The organism is Luteimonas sp. YGD11-2, assembly GCF_004118975.1.
Taxonomy (GTDB): Bacteria; Pseudomonadota; Gammaproteobacteria; order Xanthomonadales; family Xanthomonadaceae; genus Luteimonas; species Luteimonas muca.
The window spans coordinates 2,805,182-2,820,882 of sequence record NZ_CP035376.1; the positions used below are offsets into that span (position 1 = coordinate 2,805,182).

Consider the following 15,701-nt stretch of genomic DNA (forward strand, 5'->3'; position numbering starts at 1 on the left):
GACCGAGGGGTCGTGCTGCAGGTGTACGGCGGCCAGCGGCTCAGCCGGCCATGGAAGCGGCGGACGCCAGGCGCACGTCGCTGTCCGGTCCGGCGGGTTCCGCGCACGCTGCCGTCGCCGTGACCGTTGTGGCGGCAGTCCGTGCATCGAGGTGCCGCAGCGCTTCTTCCAGCACCGCCTCGTACAGCTCCAGCTGCAGGCGCATCCGCACGGCGATGACACCGATCAGCCAGGTGACCACGAGGAACGGCCCGAGTACCGCCGCCCACAGCGGAACCTCGCCCAACGCATCGAGGCCGGGCCCGTCGACCCCGCGGGCCAGCAGGAACACCGCCACCAGCACCGGCAGCACGCCAACGCGTTCCGCCCCACCTACCAGCAGGCCGAGCTTCGATGCCAGCCGCTCGCGCGCGTGCACGGCAAAATCACGGTGGGCCTGCAGTTCCCCGCGCGGATACGCGCACAGCCAGCTGCGCAGCAGCGCGAACTGCGCGAGGTCGTGGTCGGCCTGCTCGGCCAGCTTCGGACGCCAGTGCCAGAACTCTCTTCCAAGCACCCAGATCGAGCGCACGACGTACGGCAGATACGCCACCGTCACCAGCAGCGCCACACGCATCAGATGGACCATCCACATCGCGGGCTCCATCCACTGCACCAGGAACATTGGAAGCAGGCCGACAAGAATGGCGACGGTGCCGATGACGTTGAGCGGCCGCATCCAGCGCGGGGTGTCGAGCAGCGTCACCGGCCCGTCCGGCATCACGCGGATACGCGCGTCGAGGGCGGCGAAGCTCAGCGTGTGAGGCGCGGCATCCACACCATTGGCGTGTGTCACGTCTGTGATCCGGTCATCCCGCGGAGCTCCGCGATGATCTCGGTCGGCATGGCGTCATACGGGAGAACGACCCCGTATGTCTCTCCCGAGCGCAGCTGCAGCGTCAGTACGCCCGGCAGCACTGTTCTCGATATGTGGAACGACTCGATCGCCTGCCAGGGAAGGAGGAGCATTTCGTCGGACTTGACCACGAGGATGCCGCGAGGCCCGAATTCAATTTTGCGGGGGCTCAGAAGCTACACAAGATGCAGGACCACCGCCATCGCGGCGGCGATTGCCGAGGTACCAGCGGCGCGGCCCGGCAAATCCTCGAGACCGACCTTCCCCACCAGTGCGTAGACGACCAGGATCGCCGCGAAGACTCCGAACCAGACCAGGAAGCCTCGACCGAGGCGCCGCAACGAGCCCGGAAGAGACCAGGTTTGTCCGATGGATTCCCGCCACGGTTCACGCCACTTCATGTAGTGCACCACCTGAAATCGATCGTTCCCCGGAATAGAGCCGGCGTGGATGAAACTCCTGCGCCCCGTGGCGACGTCCATCGACCCGTTACGCATCCACAGTTGCGATGTCCGCACCGAACCAGCGCCGGCGTCGCCACAGCACGCTCGCCATGAGCGCCAGCAGCAACAGGGACACGCCGTAGCTGCCCCAGATGCCGGCCACGGAAAACACCGCATCCAGTGTCTCCTCCCGTACCCGCAGTCCGCGGGCCTCGCGGCTCACGGTATATGCAATGCGGGCCGCGGGGAGGTCGGCAACCACGAGTGCCGACATCGCCGCGCCGCTGAGCGCCGTGAATCCGATCGCGGCCAGCCCGATCGCTACACCCGCCGGGGCCGGGCGCGCAAGGTAGTAGAGCAAGGTCGCCCACAGCAACAACTGCGTACCGCTCAGTACGAAGAAGAGACCACCCCACCCGTGCGACGACAGGATCGCGAAATCACTGGTGGTCGAGAAACGGACCAGTGTCTCCAGGGCCTTGCCGGCACCCCAGAACGTCGTCAGCCACAGAAAGATCAGGCCCCAATCGCGGCCGCGCGAAACAGTCATGGACTTCCCCAGAGTCATCGGCCACCAACTCATGACCGGCGCGAGTATCGCAGCCGGGACCGTTGCGGGCCCAGCCCTCAAGCCTTCCCCCACCCGGCCGCTATCGACCAGGGGCCTGGGGGCTGACATGACGGGGAGACACCGATGACCGCACGACCGACGGTGCTGCTGTGCGACGACTCGCGGGCGCTGCGCATGCTGGCGGCAGGGCAGCTGGACGAAGCCGGATTCGCGGTGGCGGGCGAGGCCGGCAACGGCCTGGAGGCGATCCGCCAGTACCAGGCGCTGCGGCCGGACCTGGTGCTGCTGGACCTGGTGATGCCCGAATGCGACGGGCGCGAGGCGCTGGCGCGCATCCTCGAGCTCGACCCGCAGGCGCGGGTGGTGATCCTCAGCTCGCTGGGCGCGCAGCGCGACATCGAGGAGTGCCTGCGCATCGGCGCGCGCTCCTACCTGCAGAAGCCCATCGACACCGATGCGATGGAACGCGTGCTGCGCGAGGCCCTCGCCTGAGGGCGGGGCCGACGTTTCCCTGTAGAGGTCACACGATGGCAGCGAAATTCCTTGGCCAGTTCCTGCTGGAACGTGGCGTCATCACCGCCGCCCAGCTGCTGGCGGCGATCGAAGCGCAACGCGCGTCCAACCCGCTGCTGGGCGAACTGGCGGTGGATCGAGGCCTGCTCGACCCCGCGCAGGCGCGCCGCATCCAGCAGCGCCAGCGCGTGGAGGACCGGCGCTTCGGCGACATCGCACTGGAGCTGGGCGTGCTCGACCAGGCCCAGCTGGATGCGCTGCTCGACGCGCAGAAGGCCGGCCGGCGGATGCTCGGCGACGTGCTGCTGGAACAGGGCGCGCTCGACGCCGAACGCCTCGCTGCCGAACTCGCGCTGCACCGCGCCAGCCAGGAGGACGCCCGCCACGCGTTCGAAGCCGAGCTGGCGGCGCATCCGCTGGGCGATCTGGCCAACAGTGCGGTCGGGCTGTGCGCGCGGCTGTTCCCGCGCATGCTCGGCAGTCAGTGCCTGCCGGCCGAAGTGCTGGCCCCGGAAGAACTCGACACCTGGCCCGTGGTTGCGCATGTGCGCGTGGAAGGCGCCGCCCCGCTGGGCATCGCGCTGGCCAGCGACCTGCCCACTGCACGCGCACTGGCCTGCGCGCTGCTGCGCATCACCCCCGGGCAGTGCGATGACGAGCTTGCGCAGGATGCCCTCGGCGAAATGGTGAACGTGCTGATGGGCTACCTGGTGCACGACGTGCTGGCCGACGACGCCAGCTACCGCGCGCTGCCGCCGGATGCCTCGGTGCCGATCGCAACGCTTGCCGCCGACCGCGAGCGCAGCATCGCGATCGGCATGGGTTCACAGCTCGGCGGCTTCGTACTGCTGGTGGATCGCCCGGGCTGATCGTTGCCTGCGCCGGTGAACCGGCGCCTGTCTGGCGCGGGCCAAACCTGCCGCAGGAACAGTGCCACCTGGTCCTCGCTGGCGTAGTCCATCACCCGCTCCACGCCGGCGCGGTAAGCGCGCGGCCTGCTCAATACAAAATGAAGATGCCGCGCACCCGGAAGGTGCGCGGCATCTTCGTGTCCGTTCGGGGCGCGCCCTCGCGGGCCACGCCCGTGCGGCATTACTGGGCGTTGCCGACCGTCAGGTTGGTGGTCTGCACGTCGGTCACGCCTTCGATCTCACGCGCGATGCGGGTAGCGGTATCGATCTGCGCCTGGCTCTCGACCTGGCCCTGCAGGGTCACCACGCCGTTGAGGGTGTCGACGTTGATGTCGAGGCCCGAGACGTCGGAATCGGCCAGCAGCGAGGACTTCACCTTGGTGGTGATCCAGGTGTCGTCGACCGGCTGGTCCGAATCGCGGCCGTCGCCGATGGCGTCGGGGTTGGCATCGGTGGCGGCATCGTTGCGGTCCATGTCGGCGGCCACGGTGCCGGCCGGGGTCTGCATGGCCGGGTCGTTGGCGACGCCGTCGTCGTTGCGATCGGCGGTGCAGCCGACGGCGAACGCCAGCACGGAAGACAGCGCGATCGCCAGGGGAATACGGGTGATGTTGTTGGTCATCTGGAATCTCCAGCGTTTGGGAGTGGGCTGGAGTGTGCTCAGCAGGGTGCACACGTCGCGTGAGCGACGGGCGCCCGTTCATGGACGGGCAAGACTGTCGTGAATCGCCACTAGCACCCGCAGGTGCCGGTGCCGGAATAGCCGCGGCGGCCCTGCGGCCCGGAGATGATCACGCGCGCGCGCACGTCGAAGTACTCGCACTCCTCGCCCTGGGCGTGCTTGGGGCACGTGGCCGGCGCCGGGGAATACCGGATTTCGATCCTGCTTTCACCGTGGCCATAGGTCTCGACCCAGGAGTCGCCCGGGCCGTGGCTGAAGACATCGCTGCGGGCGGTCCAGGCGGATGCGGCAACCGCGCCCTGCCCTGCATCGAAGTGAAGCGGAGCACCATCCTCGAGTTCGTGGAAGAAGTGCGCCTCCCCCGCGGGGCAGCTGTTCCCGGCGACCACGATCCTGCAGCCACAGGACGCCGACGGCACGCAGGCCAATGGCCCCTCCCCGCCCTGCGCCCCGCCCGCGCATGCCGCGATGGCTGCCGTGGCGATCACCAGCAACACACCCACCACCCGCCGCCCACGACGCGACACGGTCAGCCGCCTCCCAGGGCGGTGGTGACCGTGTAGTGCTGCACCTGCGGCTCGAACTCCAGCAGGAAATCCGCGTCCTCCGGGAAATACCTCGCCACCAGCACGTCGTCGCCGGCGAAGGCACGGATGCTGGCCTCCGACGCCCAGTAGCTGAGCGTCATGAAATGCGTGATCTCCCCCTCGTCACGCCGCAGCACGCAGGCGCTGATGTTTCCCGGCACCGCGCGGTAGCCCGTTTGCGCGCGCTCCTCGAGCAGGGCCGCATAGGCATCGGCCTTGGCGCGGAGGGTGATGCCATGCCACATGCGACAGATCATGGGATTGCCCCGGAAGGTGGCCGACCAATCCGCAGGCTATCGCAGGGCACGCCGCAACCGGGCGGCCAGTTCGATGCGTTCGTCCCGGGTGTACGGCAGTTTCTGCCCCCCGTGCAGGCCATCACACGGAGAACGCGGGAAGACGTGCAGGTGGTAATGCCATACATCCTGATCGCCCGCCGGGCCATTGTGCTGGCGCGTGGAGATCCCTTCGCATCCGAACGCACTGCGCATCGCGTGCGCGAGGCGCCGCGTGGCACCGAAGAAGTCCTTGCCGAGTTCATCGGGAATGTGGAAGAGGTTCTCGTAGTGCTGCCGCGGCACCACCAGGCAGTTGCCGTGGATGCCGGCGTAGTGGTGCAGCGGTACCAGAGCGAAAACGTCCGGCTCGACCAGCACGACCGTCGGATCCACCGCGGGCGTCGGCAGCGATTCTGCGATGCGGCAGAAGGGGCAGGCGTAGCCGGGCGGCGCGTGTTTCATGGACTCCCCTCCAATAGGAGCGATCACTGCACATCCGTACCGGGGTGTCATCCACCCAAAGTGAATCTGAGGCCGTTAGCGCACGACTTGCAGCTGCTTATCGAAACCATCCCGCGGACCGCCGCTATAACAGTGGAGCCAGCAAAGCCTTTGCCTAACCTTTGAACCACGCACGAAGCGACTTCGGCTTGGACGCATTGCCAGGCGGCTCCATCTACCTGGCCAATTCGCCTGACACGTACTCTGAAATCTCCCGCGTATTCCTGACGAACTCCCCCTCAAGATCAACCCCGCACTTGTTGGCCAACACCATGATTGACCAGAGGCAGTCCGACAGTTCATGGCCGAGCTTGGGCTGGTGGTCACTGATCGTTCGGACGCCGGCGTTAGCCTGGATCAGCTTGGCCAAGTCGCCAACATCTCCCATCAACCCAAGGGCAAGTTCCTGAGTGCTCCAGACGCGACCGTAGCGTTTGACCTCAAGCTGCTCGTAGAGATCGTTGAGTTGGAGCGCTGTCTGTTCGAGATCGCTGAAGTTCATTTCATGCCACCTAACACCAGAATTAAGCCGTGCCGCGAAGCGGCATCGGCTTGAATGATTTGTTAGCCGCCTTCCCGATCAAGGATAACGAGTGGAGTGGCCACCCACTGCTTGAAAGCAGTGCGTGCCGAGAACACGCGCAGCAAGGATCTGCAGGGTAGCGACATCTGATCTACGACTAAATGCGTAAGCCCTTTGAAGGTGGCGACGCCAGAAACAAAATACTGGTCCGTTGGGGCGAGGGCAAACTTACCATTGTTTGCTTTGATCGTAAAAAAGGCTTCCTCACCGATAAGTTCTCGCGTTGGGTCCGCGGGTTTATGCTCGTGGGCTCCCACCACGGTCACAACTCCCGTGCTCCGGGTCAGCTTGACCTTGCTGGCAGTGAGGGTCCCCTCGACCCAGAAGTGCCCAGACGCATCGCCAAGGCTGAAATTTTCAAACTTTGGGTACTTTCCAAGATGCCCCATTAGCTCATCAAGCATTTGCAGCGTGGATATCTCGAACGCCCTGCTCTCGCTAGAGCTGCCGCCTCCCGAGAATAGAGCTAGCGACGCCGCTGCTTGCATGCTTTGTGTGCGCGTTATCCGGGTGGTTGGCGATATGTTTCGCTCCGCCTCGTAGACTCGGGATATGAACTCAGCATCAAGGTAGATTAATCTCTCAACGAGCGATTTGTCTTTCATGGTGGCTAACGCTTGAGTTAAGCCGCGCCGCGAAACGGTGTCGGCTTTAACGAATTGTTATGCGCTTCAGACGGTCGCATACACAGTCTTCTCATTCGACGCCCCTGCCTCGTCAGCCCAGTTGAGTACTACTTTGTGCTTGCTTCTGCTGCCCATGTGGATCGACGCAAGCAGTTCAACCGATTGGTGCGGCTCAAGCAGTTCCATCGGAAACTTCCGATCAACATCTGATTTGCTAACTACGTTATCGCCGTCAGGGAACGAAATGCGCACGTTGGTGGCGGCAGCCTTGCCCTTATTGAAGACGCGAAGACGGTAGTTGCTGCTTCCCAGCTTAATGAACGTGGCACCGAGATCCGCCCGCTTTTCTCTATTTGTCTCTGCCTCTTCTCTAGCGAGGAGGCGCCTATTTAGTTGCTCCTGAGTCTCTATCAGCGCGCGCTGGCGGTTGTTGAACTGGACCGTCTTCCAGGTGGCATAGGCGGAAAGCATAAGCGCTAGTACCGCCGCAGCATCTGTCAATGTGATTGAACTGCTCATCATTTGAACTTGATGAACTTGCTACCACGAAAGGCCTTTGCCAGTTCACGCTTTATGTCGCCAGTGACTTCGCGGCCAATCTCCTTGACATGCTCGTCGATGTTCTCGCGATTCGCCTTGATTAGATTCTCTCGGCTGATTTCAAGGCCGCAGGACGCACAGATCATCTCTTCGGCAGCTTCGGGGTTGCCAGTGGACTGCGAGAAGCTACTCGTCCCGCATGTCGGGCAGAGCAGTTCGATAGAGCGGTTGTACTTTTCCGGGCTCATCGTTCCTCCTCAGTGAGCGCATAACGCCTGAATTAAGCCGCGCCGCAAAGCGGCGTCGGCTTGAATGAATTGTTAGCTCCCCTGCGAGGAAAGCGGGATGACGACGCTTGAAACAGTGGAAGTCTCGTCACTCACTTTGGCCCACCGCAAACTGTTGAAGATAAGATTGATCCGAAAGCGGTCCGTCTCGATCTCCGCCTCATACATCGGGCTGCGTAGTCGATTAGCCCAGTCAGCCGCTTTTGCAGATGGCTCAATTGCCCGGATGCCCGGCCACGCCAGCGACCAGCAAGTACCCCACACATAGCCATCCGGCTCGCCCGCACCCAGCCAAGACTGGTAGTCAACGAATGCCTCTCCCCAGGACTTTGCCCATACATCGTCTGCTATGGCGGTGACGTAGCTCAACTCAGCGACATGAGTGAACTGAACTTGGTGCCGCCCGGGATCTTTGCCCATCGGGGACTCAACCAACAAGGTGTAGTCCCTGCCATGCGGGACAAAGCCATGGTCCATGACCCCAAAGTCACAGTCGGGCAACCAATCAAAGAGAGCGCCAAGGGGATGCATGTTGGGGAGCTAACGCCAGAGTTAAGCCGCGCCGCGAAGCGGCGTCGGCTTGAATGAATTGTTAGGCGACAACATGCGCGCCCTTACTTCTTCTTCGGCGCGCTCTTCTTCGTAACTGCAGCCTTGGGAAGGGCTTTCTTCTTTGCCTCACTCAACGCGACACGAAGTTCCTTCTTCTCTGCATCCTTTACCTTGCCCTTCGCCTTCTCCGCGGCAAGGCTGGCCTTAAGGGCCGCTACTTGCGCCAAGAGCCGATCCTCGCGGGGTGAGTGATTTTTGCTGCCTGGCCTGCGGCCGCCTGCGCTCTTCTTCGTTGCCATGGTTTTCCCCTGTTGTTGAACAAAACTACGGTCGATTCGCCCTGTGTTGTCGCCTAACGCCTAAGTTAAGCCGACCCGCGCAGTGAAGCGAACCACATGGCAAGCTCTTCCTGCCATGTGGGGCGCGTAACGAAGCGGGTTCGGCTTGAACGCATTGTTAGGCCCCACCGGTAGAACCCACGAGTACCAGTACAAGATAGCTGAGAAGCCCAAGTGGCAGGCAAACGCGGATACGGCGCACGAACCGTGCAGCCACGGGAGCATTAAGTTGGCGAGCCCTTGAACCGAGGGCAATCTTCACTACCTCGGCTCCGACGTTCGGATTGGCGACTCGAGGAAAGCCGGTATAGAAGAAGTCCAATGCTCCACGAACATTGACCCATTCTGGCTTCTCGGCAGCGATGACTCCATGCAGCCGAAACATCGCATGCAAGTAAAAGAATGTGCACAGGAATGCGATGACTGCTGCAATGGAGATCACGAGCTGCGCCATGTGGGGCCTAACACCTAAGTTAAGCCGAGACGCGTAGTGGAGCAAAGCACATGGCAAGCTGTACCTGCCATGTGCTTTGCGTAACGAAGCGGCTTCGGCTTGAACGCATTGTTAGGCCGCGGTGCGGATACTAGAGCCATGCCATTTGAGCCCATGCAGTAGCCATGGCGGTTAGAGCCGAGATGACGCAAACGACGACAAAGACCCCAACCGCACCTAAGAAGGCGACGGCCCCATGCTTCCAGCCGCGCGATCGAATGAAGTAGTAAGGCAACGCGACAGCCGCAAGGCCAAAGACTGCCACATTCAGAATCGGCGAGCGACGGTAGGATCTCTGGATGGCATCTGCACGAAACCAGACAAATGTGGCCATGGCGAAGAGAATGACAAGCAGAGCCTCTATAGCTTCTGACGGATTGAATGGATCGGGATACTGTGTAGCCACGCCAGAAGCTGCTGCCACTGCAGCGAGTGAGAGTAGTGCGACCGTCTTTACGTCCATGAGGCCTAACACCTAAGTTAAGCCGACCCGCGCAGTGGAGTGGACCAGGTGGCAAGCTTTACCTGCCGCCTGGGCCGCGTAACGAAGCGGGTTCGGCTTGAACGCATTGTTAGGCGGCGCGCCACAGTGCAATGCCGCCGATGACGAACAGTACCAGCCACGACAGGTGCTTGCCCCTTGTGAGAAGCAACGGCAAGAACCCTGAGGCAACGAAGGTTAGCCCGATGACCTGGAGCATGCCCGACACCGTGAGGTCGCCGCGACCCGCATGCACCAGAAGCGCAGCAAAGCCGAACCACGCGACCGTGGTGATGTGCCAGGCAAAGCGCAACGTTCGGGTCGTGAACGCCGAGCCGCCGAATAGCTTTGGCAGATCACTACGGCGAAATAGCCGGGTCAGGATGTACCGCTCACCAAGCAGCGAGTGAGCCGCGCCCAAAGCCACGGCGAGAACTGCTGCGAAGTAGAGAAGTCCTTCCATAGCCGCCTAACACCAGAGTTAAGCCGTGCCGCGAAGCGGCATCGGCTTGAACGACTCGTTAGGCCGCCGTTCCCTGGCACCTGCGCCCGACGTGCGGCAGCCCAACCCCTGAGGCGAACAGTACAACAAGCGCTGTGCCTGGTGCTGCCGAAACGCACCCTGCGCGCGGCCACGAACCCTCACCGCGCACTGCCCGAAGCCGACCCGGCAGGTCGAACCTTGCGAAGAGTCGCGCCTGTCCGAAGCCGAGCTGCTGCATGGCTGACTGCCGATGCCTGCACCGCGCGTGAGAGGTGCAAACGCTGCGGATGAGCGAGGCGCTACAGATTGCCTGGAACCCGGCGACAACAGTGCGGGAAACAAGGCCTAACGCCTTATGTCTTGAGTTTCCCCTAGCCTAAGAGCCGAGAGCCCGGCGTGCGCGCCCGATAACGCCTCGGTGTCAGCACCACCGTAATTCAGCAGGGGCCGCACGCCGGATCTCGCGCCCTGCGCCCGAACAGTTGATCGAGGTTGCCCTCGAACTGATAAGCGTGGGCCTCGGGCGCGATGCTCTCGACCGGCCAACTCTAGCGGAGAACGGGCATGCGGGCAGCAGGGATCGACGTGAGCAAGGCCAACCTGGATCTGGCCGTGGATGGGCAGCCGGGCGTGGACCGCTTCGCCAACAACCGGGCGGGGATCAACAAGGTGGTCAAGCGCCTGGAGGCAATGGACGTGCAGCGGATCGTGGTCGAGGCCACCGGCGGTTACGAAGAGCCGCTGCTCGAGGCCTGCTGCGATGCGGGGCTCTGGATTCGTAAGCTTCCCCGATCGGCAGACACCCCATAAGTAGAACTTTCTGGCATGTTTCCCCAGCCAGGAGGTTCCATGAAGAAGTCCCGTTTCACCGAGACCCAGATCGTCTCGATCCTCAAGCAGGCCGACGCTGGAGTGCCGGTCAAGGACATTTGCCGGCAGGCCGGCATCAGCGTGCCGACGTACTACAAGTGGAAGTCGAAGTACGGCGGCCTGGAGGCCTCGGAACTGCGTCGGGTCAAGGATCTGGAAGCCGAGAACGCCAAGCTCAAGCGGATGTACGCCGAACTGGCGCTCGACAACGCAGCGATGAAGGACCTGATCGCAAAAAAACTGTAGGGCCGGAGCAGAAGCGCGAGGCAGTGCGGTACCTGATCGAGGTACATGCGCGGCCGCTGAGCCGGTCCTGTGATTGCGTCGGGTTGTCGCGGGCCGCGTGGTACCAAGCGCCCCAGCATTGGACCTTGCGCGACGCCGAGATCATCGCGGCGCTGGCCGGGCAAGTCGAGAGTCGTCCGACGCGCGGCTTCTGGAAGTGTTGCAAGGTCCTGCGCCGTGCGCGACCGGACTGGAACCACAAGCGGATCTACCGAGTGTACAAGGCCATGAAGCTCAACTTGCGTCGCAAGGCCAAGCAGCGGCTGCCCAAGCGCGAACGCGTGCCGCTGTACGTGCCGCGTCTGCCAGACACCGTGTGGTCGGCTGATTTCATGGCCGATGCGCTGGCCTGTGGCCGCCGCTTCCGGACCTTCAATGTGGTCGACGACTTCAACCGTGAGGCGCTGCACATCGAGGTCGACACCTCGATCTCGTCCGCGCGCCTGATCCGCATCTTCGAGCAGCTCAAGCGCGACCACGGCCTGCCGCAGGTCCTGCGCACCGACAACGGCCCGGAGTTCCTGGGCGAGGCCTTCGTGCAGTGGGCCAAGCTCAACGGCATGGCCATCCGGTACATCCAGCCAGGCAAGCCCAACCAGAACGCCTACATCGAACGCTTCAACCGGACCTTCCGCGAGGAGGTCCTGGACCAGCACCTGTTCACCCGCCTCGACGACGTGCGCGAGGCGGCGTACTGGTGGATGCTCGAGTACAACGAGGAGCGTCCCCATGACTCGCTCGGCGACATGACGCCGGTCGAGTATCGTCAAGCCGCCGAAGGTTCTACTTTTGAAATGTCTGCTTGACGGGGAAGCTTACGCCAGCAGCTCAGGGCACGCGGCAAGTTGGGCAAGGTTGCGTTGGTGGCGTGCATGCGCAAGCTGCTTGGCATCGTCAATGCCAAGCGACGTGACGAGCTCAGGATGGAAGGCTTGGCACTGGCTTGAGCGGCACGCTTCAAGACAGTTGCTGAATTAAGCCGCGCCGCGAAGCGGCGTCGGCTTGAATGAATTGTTAGGCATCGCAGGTTAACAAAGTAAGTGCAACACCCACGCCACCCGGAAAGGAAAAGGTGAGCTGGCAGACTGGGGAGGACTTCTCCGGCAAGAGACGATCCTTCATGTACAGCCAGCTCACCCAGGGTGAAAGATACACGCTGGGCGTCCTCAATCGACACGGCCTCACCGGCCGCGCCATCGCCCGAATCATGGGCCGCGACCCGAGCACGATCAGTCGTGAGCTACGGCGCAACGCCTGCCACGCCACCGACGGCGCCTACCGACCCAGCAAGGCCCAGGAGCGAACCAACGGTCGACGGCGGCGCTCCCGGCGCGTGAAGCAGCATGAGCCCGGTATTCTCGAGGCCATCGAGGAGCTTCTGCGAAGCGAGCAGTGGAGCCCCGAGCAGATCGCGAACTGGCTGGCCGACAACAACGTCGCCAGGATCAGCCACATGACCATCTACCGCCACGTGCACAGCGACGCCAGGCGCGGTGGCACGCTCCGCAGCTGCCTGCGCCAAGGCGGCAAGCGCCGACGAAAACGCACGTTCGGCCCAGAGAAACGCGGCCGCCTGCAGGGCAAGCCCATGATCGACACCCGACCCGAAGCCGTCGAGACCCGCGACGAAGTGGGCCATTGGGAAGGAGATACCGTCATGGGCTCGGTCACCGAGCGCGACTGCCTCCTGACCCTGGTCGAACGCAGCACCGGCCTCGCTCTGGTCGCCAAGCTGCCGCATCGCACTACGACTGCAGTGAACCGGGCCGCGCTGAAGCTGATCCGCGAAAGCGGCCTGCCGTTCAAGACCATTACCTGGGACAACGGCACGGAGTTCCATGGCTACAAGGAGCTCGAGCAGGCCGCCCACATCCGTTGCTACTTCGCCTACCCGCACCGCCCATGGCAACGCGGCAGCAACGAAAATTTCAACGGGCTGCTACGGCAGTACTTTCCCAAACGAAGAAGCCTTGCAAAAGTACGGCAAGGCCACTGCGACACCATCGCCCACAAGCTCAACCACAGGCCCAGGAAACGACATGGCTACAAGTCCCCGATCGAGCGACTCGAAGAACTACTCGGGGTGTTGCACTTCGCGTGTTAATTCACCTGCCAACCCCGTCAATGTGCGCTGGCCTTGGATAGCAAGTTAAGAACAGCAACACCACTAACGATGAGACCCATGCCAACAAAAGCCCATGCATCCAATTTTTGACCATGAAGCATCCAAGCGATAGCAGCCACAAGCACAATGCCGAGTCCAGCCCACACAGCGTAGGCGATTCCCATGGGAATGGACTTGAGAGCTAGGGAAAGGAAGTAGAACGCAAGTCCGTAGCCAACCACAACAACGATAGAGGGAGCCAGCTTTGTGAAGCCATTGCTAGACTTTAAAGCCGAAGTTGCTACGACTTCGCCAAAGATAGCAATAGACAGAAAAATCCAGTTCTTCATGCGTAATCTCCTCTGCGATGTGAAGGAGAAATATTGGTAGCTACAAGGCGCTTAAAACAGTCTTGTGGGCGTAGATTTTTTGTGAGCACACGAGAAGCCAAATTTGGCATCTAACGCCTAAGTTAAGCCGAGCTGCGTAGTGGAGCCAAGCACATGGCAAGCTTTACCTGCCATGTGCTTGGTGGAACGAAGCAGCTTCGGCTTGAACGCATTGTTAGGGCTCAACTAGCTTGAACTCGACACCCGCTGTTGAGAACGTTTGACCAAGCTGGAAAGCCCCGTGCTTGTCGCGAGAGTACGGCACAAATACCTCTACTGTTTCGCCTGATACATGAGCCAGCCGGGTGCAAATTGCATCCGATTTTTGCTCTTGCCCAGGAGGAACTACGTACATATCCAAACACACACCAGCTGCCCTGATGGAGCCAAGAGCCGCCGAGTGAGCGAAAGATGATTGAAGAAACTCAACCATATCAGCCGACTTAGGCTGCTCGGTGCCGAGGCTCCCAGCTACTTGGGCTATCTTTCCGTCGGGGGTCATCGATACGCCAAATGGAATGAACTCGCCATGCGCAAGCAGCATGTACTCAGCGAACCCGAGAGCCTCATTGAACAGAGCATTGAGATCTTCGGAAGCCACAATTGAGCCCTAACACCTATTCGAAGACAAATTGGGGTGTAACCTCGCCCCGTAATCCTGCTTCCCAACGCATCATGTGGGCCGTTTCCCCAACCGGATCAATAGCTTCGACCCGCCGAAGGCGCATAACCCTGGGACATAACCCGTTGCGCTCAAACAAAGGCCGGGATCACTGCTGATGCCCGGCCCCTTGCTATCACCTGTCGTGTGCCCGGATCAGCCGCACTTCGAGTACCCGCAGTTCAGGCACGTCGCGCAGCCGTCCATCAGTACCAGCGCCTTGGTGCTGCACTTGTGGCACATGGTGGCGCTGGGCGGGAAGCTGGCGCCGTCGCCGGTTATGGCGATGTCTTCGGGGTGGTCGTTGGCGGTTTGAAGAGCGCCCTCATCCGCCCTTCGGGCACCTTCTCCCGCACTGGCGGGAGAAGGGTTCAGAGCGGCGGGCGCGCCTGCGTCAGCGTTTTTTTTTGAGCGGTCTTCGTACTGCTTGCGCTTCTCGGCGATCAGCGCGCGGGTGGCGTCGCTCATTTCCGGGTCGTGGATCATGCCGATCGACTTCAGGTGCTCTTCGACGATGAAGCCGAGTTCCGCCACCAGCGAGGGCATGTAGACGCCGCCGGCCTTGAAGTAGCCGCCGCGGGGGTCGAACACGGCCTTCATCTCTTCCACCAGGAAGGTCACGTCGCCGCCCTTGCGGAACACCGCGCTCATGATGCGGGTGAGCGCGACGATCCACTGGAAGTGCTCCATCGACTTCGAGTTGACGAAGATCTCGAACGGACGGCGCTGCTCGTGCTCGGTGTCGGCGTTGAGCACGATGTCGTTGATGGTCACGTACATGGCGTGCTCGACCAGCGGCGACTTGATCTTGTAAGTGCTGCCGATCAGCACCTCGGGGCGCTCGATGCGCTCGTGCATCTGGATGACGTCGGCGCTGGGGCGTGCAGCGGCCTCGGCGGCTTCGCTGGCCTGCGCGGCGGCGGCCGCTTCCTTCGCCTTGTCCTCGGGAAGGACGACGGCGTAACCCTTGATTTTCTTTTCGATCCTGACGGCCATTATTGATTCCGTAGTGCGGTGTTCTGGATGGGAGGGCCCTCACCCCTGCCCCTCTCCCGCGGGGAGAGGGGTGAGGAAAGGCGCTAGCGCGGCGCCTTGCGGGCGGCCTTCTTCGCGGTCTTCCTGGCAGGCGCGGTGCGCGCTGCGGTTTTCTTCGCCACCACGCGGGTGCTGGCGGACTTCGTTGCGGTCTTCCTGGTTGCGGCCTTCCTTGCCGCCACCTTCTTCGCTGCAGCTTTCTTGGCGACCACCTTTTTCGCAGCCACCTTTTTCGCAGCCGCCTTCTTCACGGCCCTGGACGGCGTGGTGGCCGCCGGCTTGCCGGTGGTGCGGCCGGCCACGCGGCCTTCGGCCTGACGGGCAGTCGCGGCCTCGGCGTTGCGGGCCACCAGCTTCTTCGCGACCACGTCGCCGGTCAGCGGCCGGTCGGTTGCGCGCCTGGCGGACGTGGCGGCTTTTTTCGTGGGTGGGGCGGGCTTCGCGCGGGTGGATGCGGCCTTGCTGGCGGTCTTCTTCGGGGCGGACCTGACGCGCTTGGCCGCTTCGCGGGCGATGGCGGCCATGCCGTCGGCGGCGTCCTGCACTTTCTCCGCCACGGTCTCTGCGGTATCGCGGATCGTCGCGGTCACTC

The 15,701-nt window shown here is 62.6% G+C and carries 24 protein-coding genes and 1 pseudogene; 6 read left to right on the forward strand and 19 right to left on the reverse strand.

From position 1 onward, the window contains the following. Positions 1 to 40: 40 nt before the first annotated feature. The 3 genes from ERL55_RS12965 to ERL55_RS12975 all read right to left on the reverse strand — a co-directional run bounded on the left by ERL55_RS12965 (position 41) and on the right by ERL55_RS12975 (position 1,888). Complete coding sequence (locus ERL55_RS12965) at positions 41 to 835, reverse strand: hypothetical protein (protein ID WP_129136786.1); 795 nt, start codon at positions 833 to 835, stop codon at positions 41 to 43. A gap of 236 nt (positions 836 to 1,071) precedes the next feature. Continuing rightward, on the reverse strand, positions 1,072 to 1,377 hold the full coding sequence (locus tag ERL55_RS12970; protein ID WP_129136787.1) for a hypothetical protein: 306 nt from the start codon (positions 1,375 to 1,377) through the stop codon (positions 1,072 to 1,074). Positions 1,378 to 1,384: 7 nt separating this feature from the next. Next, entirely contained in the window at positions 1,385 to 1,888 is a 504-nt protein-coding gene (locus ERL55_RS12975; protein WP_129136788.1) for a hypothetical protein, read from the reverse strand. A gap of 144 nt (positions 1,889 to 2,032) precedes the next feature. Here ERL55_RS12975 and ERL55_RS12980 point away from each other — a divergent pair, with 144 nt between their 5' ends. Together ERL55_RS12980 and ERL55_RS12985 are read left to right on the forward strand one after the other, a co-directional pair. Further along, positions 2,033 to 2,401, forward strand: a complete 369-nt coding sequence (locus tag ERL55_RS12980; protein ID WP_129136789.1) for a response regulator — start codon at positions 2,033 to 2,035, stop codon at positions 2,399 to 2,401. Between the two features lie 35 nt (positions 2,402 to 2,436). Continuing rightward, positions 2,437 to 3,291 (forward strand): chemotaxis protein CheX, encoded by an 855-nt coding sequence (locus ERL55_RS12985; protein ID WP_129136790.1) that lies wholly within the window; start codon positions 2,437 to 2,439, stop codon positions 3,289 to 3,291. 223 nt (positions 3,292 to 3,514) lie between these two features. Here ERL55_RS12985 and ERL55_RS12990 read toward each other — a convergent pair whose 3' ends face one another. The 12 genes from ERL55_RS12990 to ERL55_RS13050 form a co-directional block, all read right to left on the reverse strand. Further along, positions 3,515 to 3,955, reverse strand: coding sequence for a BON domain-containing protein (locus ERL55_RS12990; protein ID WP_129136791.1), 441 nt, complete (start codon positions 3,953 to 3,955; stop codon positions 3,515 to 3,517). Positions 3,956 to 4,065: 110 nt separating this feature from the next. Further along, entirely contained in the window at positions 4,066 to 4,509 is a 444-nt protein-coding gene (locus ERL55_RS12995) for a hypothetical protein (protein WP_129136792.1), read from the reverse strand. Between the two features lie 35 nt (positions 4,510 to 4,544). Then, positions 4,545 to 4,859 (reverse strand): antibiotic biosynthesis monooxygenase, encoded by a 315-nt coding sequence (locus ERL55_RS13000; RefSeq protein ID WP_129136793.1) that lies wholly within the window; start codon positions 4,857 to 4,859, stop codon positions 4,545 to 4,547. Between the two features lie 36 nt (positions 4,860 to 4,895). Next, positions 4,896 to 5,342: an HIT domain-containing protein gene (locus tag ERL55_RS13005; protein WP_241685775.1), complete on the reverse strand. Its 447-nt coding sequence runs from the start codon at positions 5,340 to 5,342 to the stop codon at positions 4,896 to 4,898. Positions 5,343 to 5,556: 214 nt separating this feature from the next. Continuing rightward, positions 5,557 to 5,883 carry a nucleotide pyrophosphohydrolase gene (locus ERL55_RS13010; RefSeq protein WP_129136794.1) on the reverse strand — a complete coding sequence of 109 codons (327 nt, stop codon included), beginning with the start codon at positions 5,881 to 5,883 and terminating at the stop codon, positions 5,557 to 5,559. Between the two features lie 62 nt (positions 5,884 to 5,945). Then, a complete protein-coding gene (locus tag ERL55_RS13015; RefSeq protein WP_129136795.1) occupies positions 5,946 to 6,569 on the reverse strand; it encodes a hypothetical protein in 624 nt (207 codons plus the stop codon). A gap of 66 nt (positions 6,570 to 6,635) precedes the next feature. After that, a complete protein-coding gene (locus ERL55_RS13020) occupies positions 6,636 to 7,109 on the reverse strand; it encodes a hypothetical protein (RefSeq protein WP_129136796.1) in 474 nt (157 codons plus the stop codon). Continuing rightward, positions 7,109 to 7,378, reverse strand: a complete 270-nt coding sequence (locus ERL55_RS13025; RefSeq protein ID WP_129136797.1) for a hypothetical protein — start codon at positions 7,376 to 7,378, stop codon at positions 7,109 to 7,111. Before ERL55_RS13025 ends, ERL55_RS13020 begins: the two co-directional genes overlap by 1 nt. A 72-nt stretch (positions 7,379 to 7,450) precedes the next feature. Further along, entirely contained in the window at positions 7,451 to 7,837 is a 387-nt protein-coding gene (locus ERL55_RS13030; RefSeq protein WP_206733323.1) for a hypothetical protein, read from the reverse strand. A 194-nt stretch (positions 7,838 to 8,031) separates the two neighbouring features. Continuing rightward, the gene (locus ERL55_RS13035) at positions 8,032 to 8,268 is read right to left on the reverse strand and encodes a hypothetical protein (RefSeq protein WP_129136799.1); all 237 of its coding nucleotides are present in this window, start codon (positions 8,266 to 8,268) and stop codon (positions 8,032 to 8,034) included. Between the two features lie 157 nt (positions 8,269 to 8,425). Next, positions 8,426 to 8,761, reverse strand: a complete 336-nt coding sequence (locus ERL55_RS13040; RefSeq protein WP_129136800.1) for a hypothetical protein — start codon at positions 8,759 to 8,761, stop codon at positions 8,426 to 8,428. A gap of 611 nt (positions 8,762 to 9,372) precedes the next feature. Next, on the reverse strand, positions 9,373 to 9,744 hold the full coding sequence (locus ERL55_RS13050) for a hypothetical protein (RefSeq protein ID WP_129136802.1): 372 nt from the start codon (positions 9,742 to 9,744) through the stop codon (positions 9,373 to 9,375). Positions 9,745 to 10,350: 606 nt separating this feature from the next. Between ERL55_RS13050 and ERL55_RS13055 the strand changes: the two genes are divergently transcribed. From ERL55_RS13055 to ERL55_RS13070, 4 genes and pseudogenes are all read left to right on the forward strand, one after another. Beyond that, positions 10,351 to 10,575 (forward strand): hypothetical protein, encoded by a 225-nt coding sequence (locus tag ERL55_RS13055; RefSeq protein WP_129136803.1) that lies wholly within the window; start codon positions 10,351 to 10,353, stop codon positions 10,573 to 10,575. Between the two features lie 39 nt (positions 10,576 to 10,614). Then, a protein-coding gene (locus tag ERL55_RS13060) for an IS3 family transposase (protein ID WP_164972237.1) occupies positions 10,615 to 11,726 on the forward strand; the annotation gives its coding sequence in 2 pieces (ribosomal slippage) (positions 10,615 to 10,867 and positions 10,867 to 11,726; 1,113 coding nt in all). 15 nt (positions 11,727 to 11,741) lie between these two features. Continuing rightward, positions 11,742 to 11,867 (forward strand): annotated as a pseudogene (locus ERL55_RS13065) (IS110 family transposase); the annotation flags it as partial. Positions 11,868 to 12,040: 173 nt separating this feature from the next. After that, complete coding sequence (locus ERL55_RS13070; protein WP_129135522.1) at positions 12,041 to 13,024, forward strand: IS30 family transposase; 984 nt, start codon at positions 12,041 to 12,043, stop codon at positions 13,022 to 13,024. Between the two features lie 17 nt (positions 13,025 to 13,041). Here the strand turns inward: ERL55_RS13070 and qac are convergent, their stop codons facing one another. The 4 genes from qac to ERL55_RS14975 all read right to left on the reverse strand — a co-directional run bounded on the left by qac (position 13,042) and on the right by ERL55_RS14975 (position 15,699). Continuing rightward, positions 13,042 to 13,374, reverse strand: coding sequence for a quaternary ammonium compound efflux SMR transporter QacL (gene qac, locus ERL55_RS13075; RefSeq protein ID WP_129136804.1), 333 nt, complete (start codon positions 13,372 to 13,374; stop codon positions 13,042 to 13,044). Positions 13,375 to 13,588: 214 nt separating this feature from the next. Further along, positions 13,589 to 14,014, reverse strand: coding sequence for a hypothetical protein (locus tag ERL55_RS13080; RefSeq protein WP_129136805.1), 426 nt, complete (start codon positions 14,012 to 14,014; stop codon positions 13,589 to 13,591). Positions 14,015 to 14,230: 216 nt separating this feature from the next. After that, complete coding sequence (locus tag ERL55_RS13085) at positions 14,231 to 15,070, reverse strand: NrdJb (protein ID WP_129136806.1); 840 nt, start codon at positions 15,068 to 15,070, stop codon at positions 14,231 to 14,233. Positions 15,071 to 15,153: 83 nt separating this feature from the next. Beyond that, on the reverse strand, positions 15,154 to 15,699 hold the full coding sequence (locus ERL55_RS14975; protein WP_164972205.1) for a histone H1: 546 nt from the start codon (positions 15,697 to 15,699) through the stop codon (positions 15,154 to 15,156). Positions 15,700 to 15,701 lie beyond the last annotated feature (2 nt).

Bases quoted from the DNA above. Each gene is read 5' to 3' on its own strand.
- ERL55_RS12970 (WP_129136787.1), bottom strand. From the start codon at position 1,377: ATGGACGTCGCCACGGGGCGCAGGAGTTTCATCCACGCCGGCTCTATT.
- ERL55_RS12975 (WP_129136788.1), bottom strand. From the start codon at position 1,888: ATGACTGTTTCGCGCGGCCGCGATTGGGGCCTGATCTTTCTGTGGCTG.
- ERL55_RS12980 (WP_129136789.1), top strand. From the start codon at position 2,033: ATGACCGCACGACCGACGGTGCTGCTGTGCGACGACTCGCGGGCGCTG.
- ERL55_RS12985 (WP_129136790.1), top strand. From the start codon at position 2,437: ATGGCAGCGAAATTCCTTGGCCAGTTCCTGCTGGAACGTGGCGTCATC.
- ERL55_RS12990 (WP_129136791.1), bottom strand. From the start codon at position 3,955: ATGACCAACAACATCACCCGTATTCCCCTGGCGATCGCGCTGTCTTCC.
- ERL55_RS13000 (WP_129136793.1), bottom strand. From the start codon at position 4,859: ATGATCTGTCGCATGTGGCATGGCATCACCCTCCGCGCCAAGGCCGAT.
- ERL55_RS13005 (WP_241685775.1), bottom strand. From the start codon at position 5,342: ATGAAACACGCGCCGCCCGGCTACGCCTGCCCCTTCTGCCGCATCGCA.
- ERL55_RS13010 (WP_129136794.1), bottom strand. From the start codon at position 5,883: ATGAACTTCAGCGATCTCGAACAGACAGCGCTCCAACTCAACGATCTC.
- ERL55_RS13015 (WP_129136795.1), bottom strand. From the start codon at position 6,569: ATGAAAGACAAATCGCTCGTTGAGAGATTAATCTACCTTGATGCTGAG.
- ERL55_RS13020 (WP_129136796.1), bottom strand. From the start codon at position 7,109: ATGAGCAGTTCAATCACATTGACAGATGCTGCGGCGGTACTAGCGCTT.
- ERL55_RS13025 (WP_129136797.1), bottom strand. From the start codon at position 7,378: ATGAGCCCGGAAAAGTACAACCGCTCTATCGAACTGCTCTGCCCGACA.
- ERL55_RS13030 (WP_206733323.1), bottom strand. From the start codon at position 7,837: ATGGGCAAAGATCCCGGGCGGCACCAAGTTCAGTTCACTCATGTCGCT.
- ERL55_RS13035 (WP_129136799.1), bottom strand. From the start codon at position 8,268: ATGGCAACGAAGAAGAGCGCAGGCGGCCGCAGGCCAGGCAGCAAAAAT.
- ERL55_RS13040 (WP_129136800.1), bottom strand. From the start codon at position 8,761: ATGGCGCAGCTCGTGATCTCCATTGCAGCAGTCATCGCATTCCTGTGC.
- ERL55_RS13050 (WP_129136802.1), bottom strand. From the start codon at position 9,744: ATGGAAGGACTTCTCTACTTCGCAGCAGTTCTCGCCGTGGCTTTGGGC.
- ERL55_RS13070 (WP_129135522.1), top strand. From the start codon at position 12,041: ATGTACAGCCAGCTCACCCAGGGTGAAAGATACACGCTGGGCGTCCTC.
- qac (WP_129136804.1), bottom strand. From the start codon at position 13,374: ATGAAGAACTGGATTTTTCTGTCTATTGCTATCTTTGGCGAAGTCGTA.
- ERL55_RS13085 (WP_129136806.1), bottom strand. From the start codon at position 15,070: ATGGCCGTCAGGATCGAAAAGAAAATCAAGGGTTACGCCGTCGTCCTT.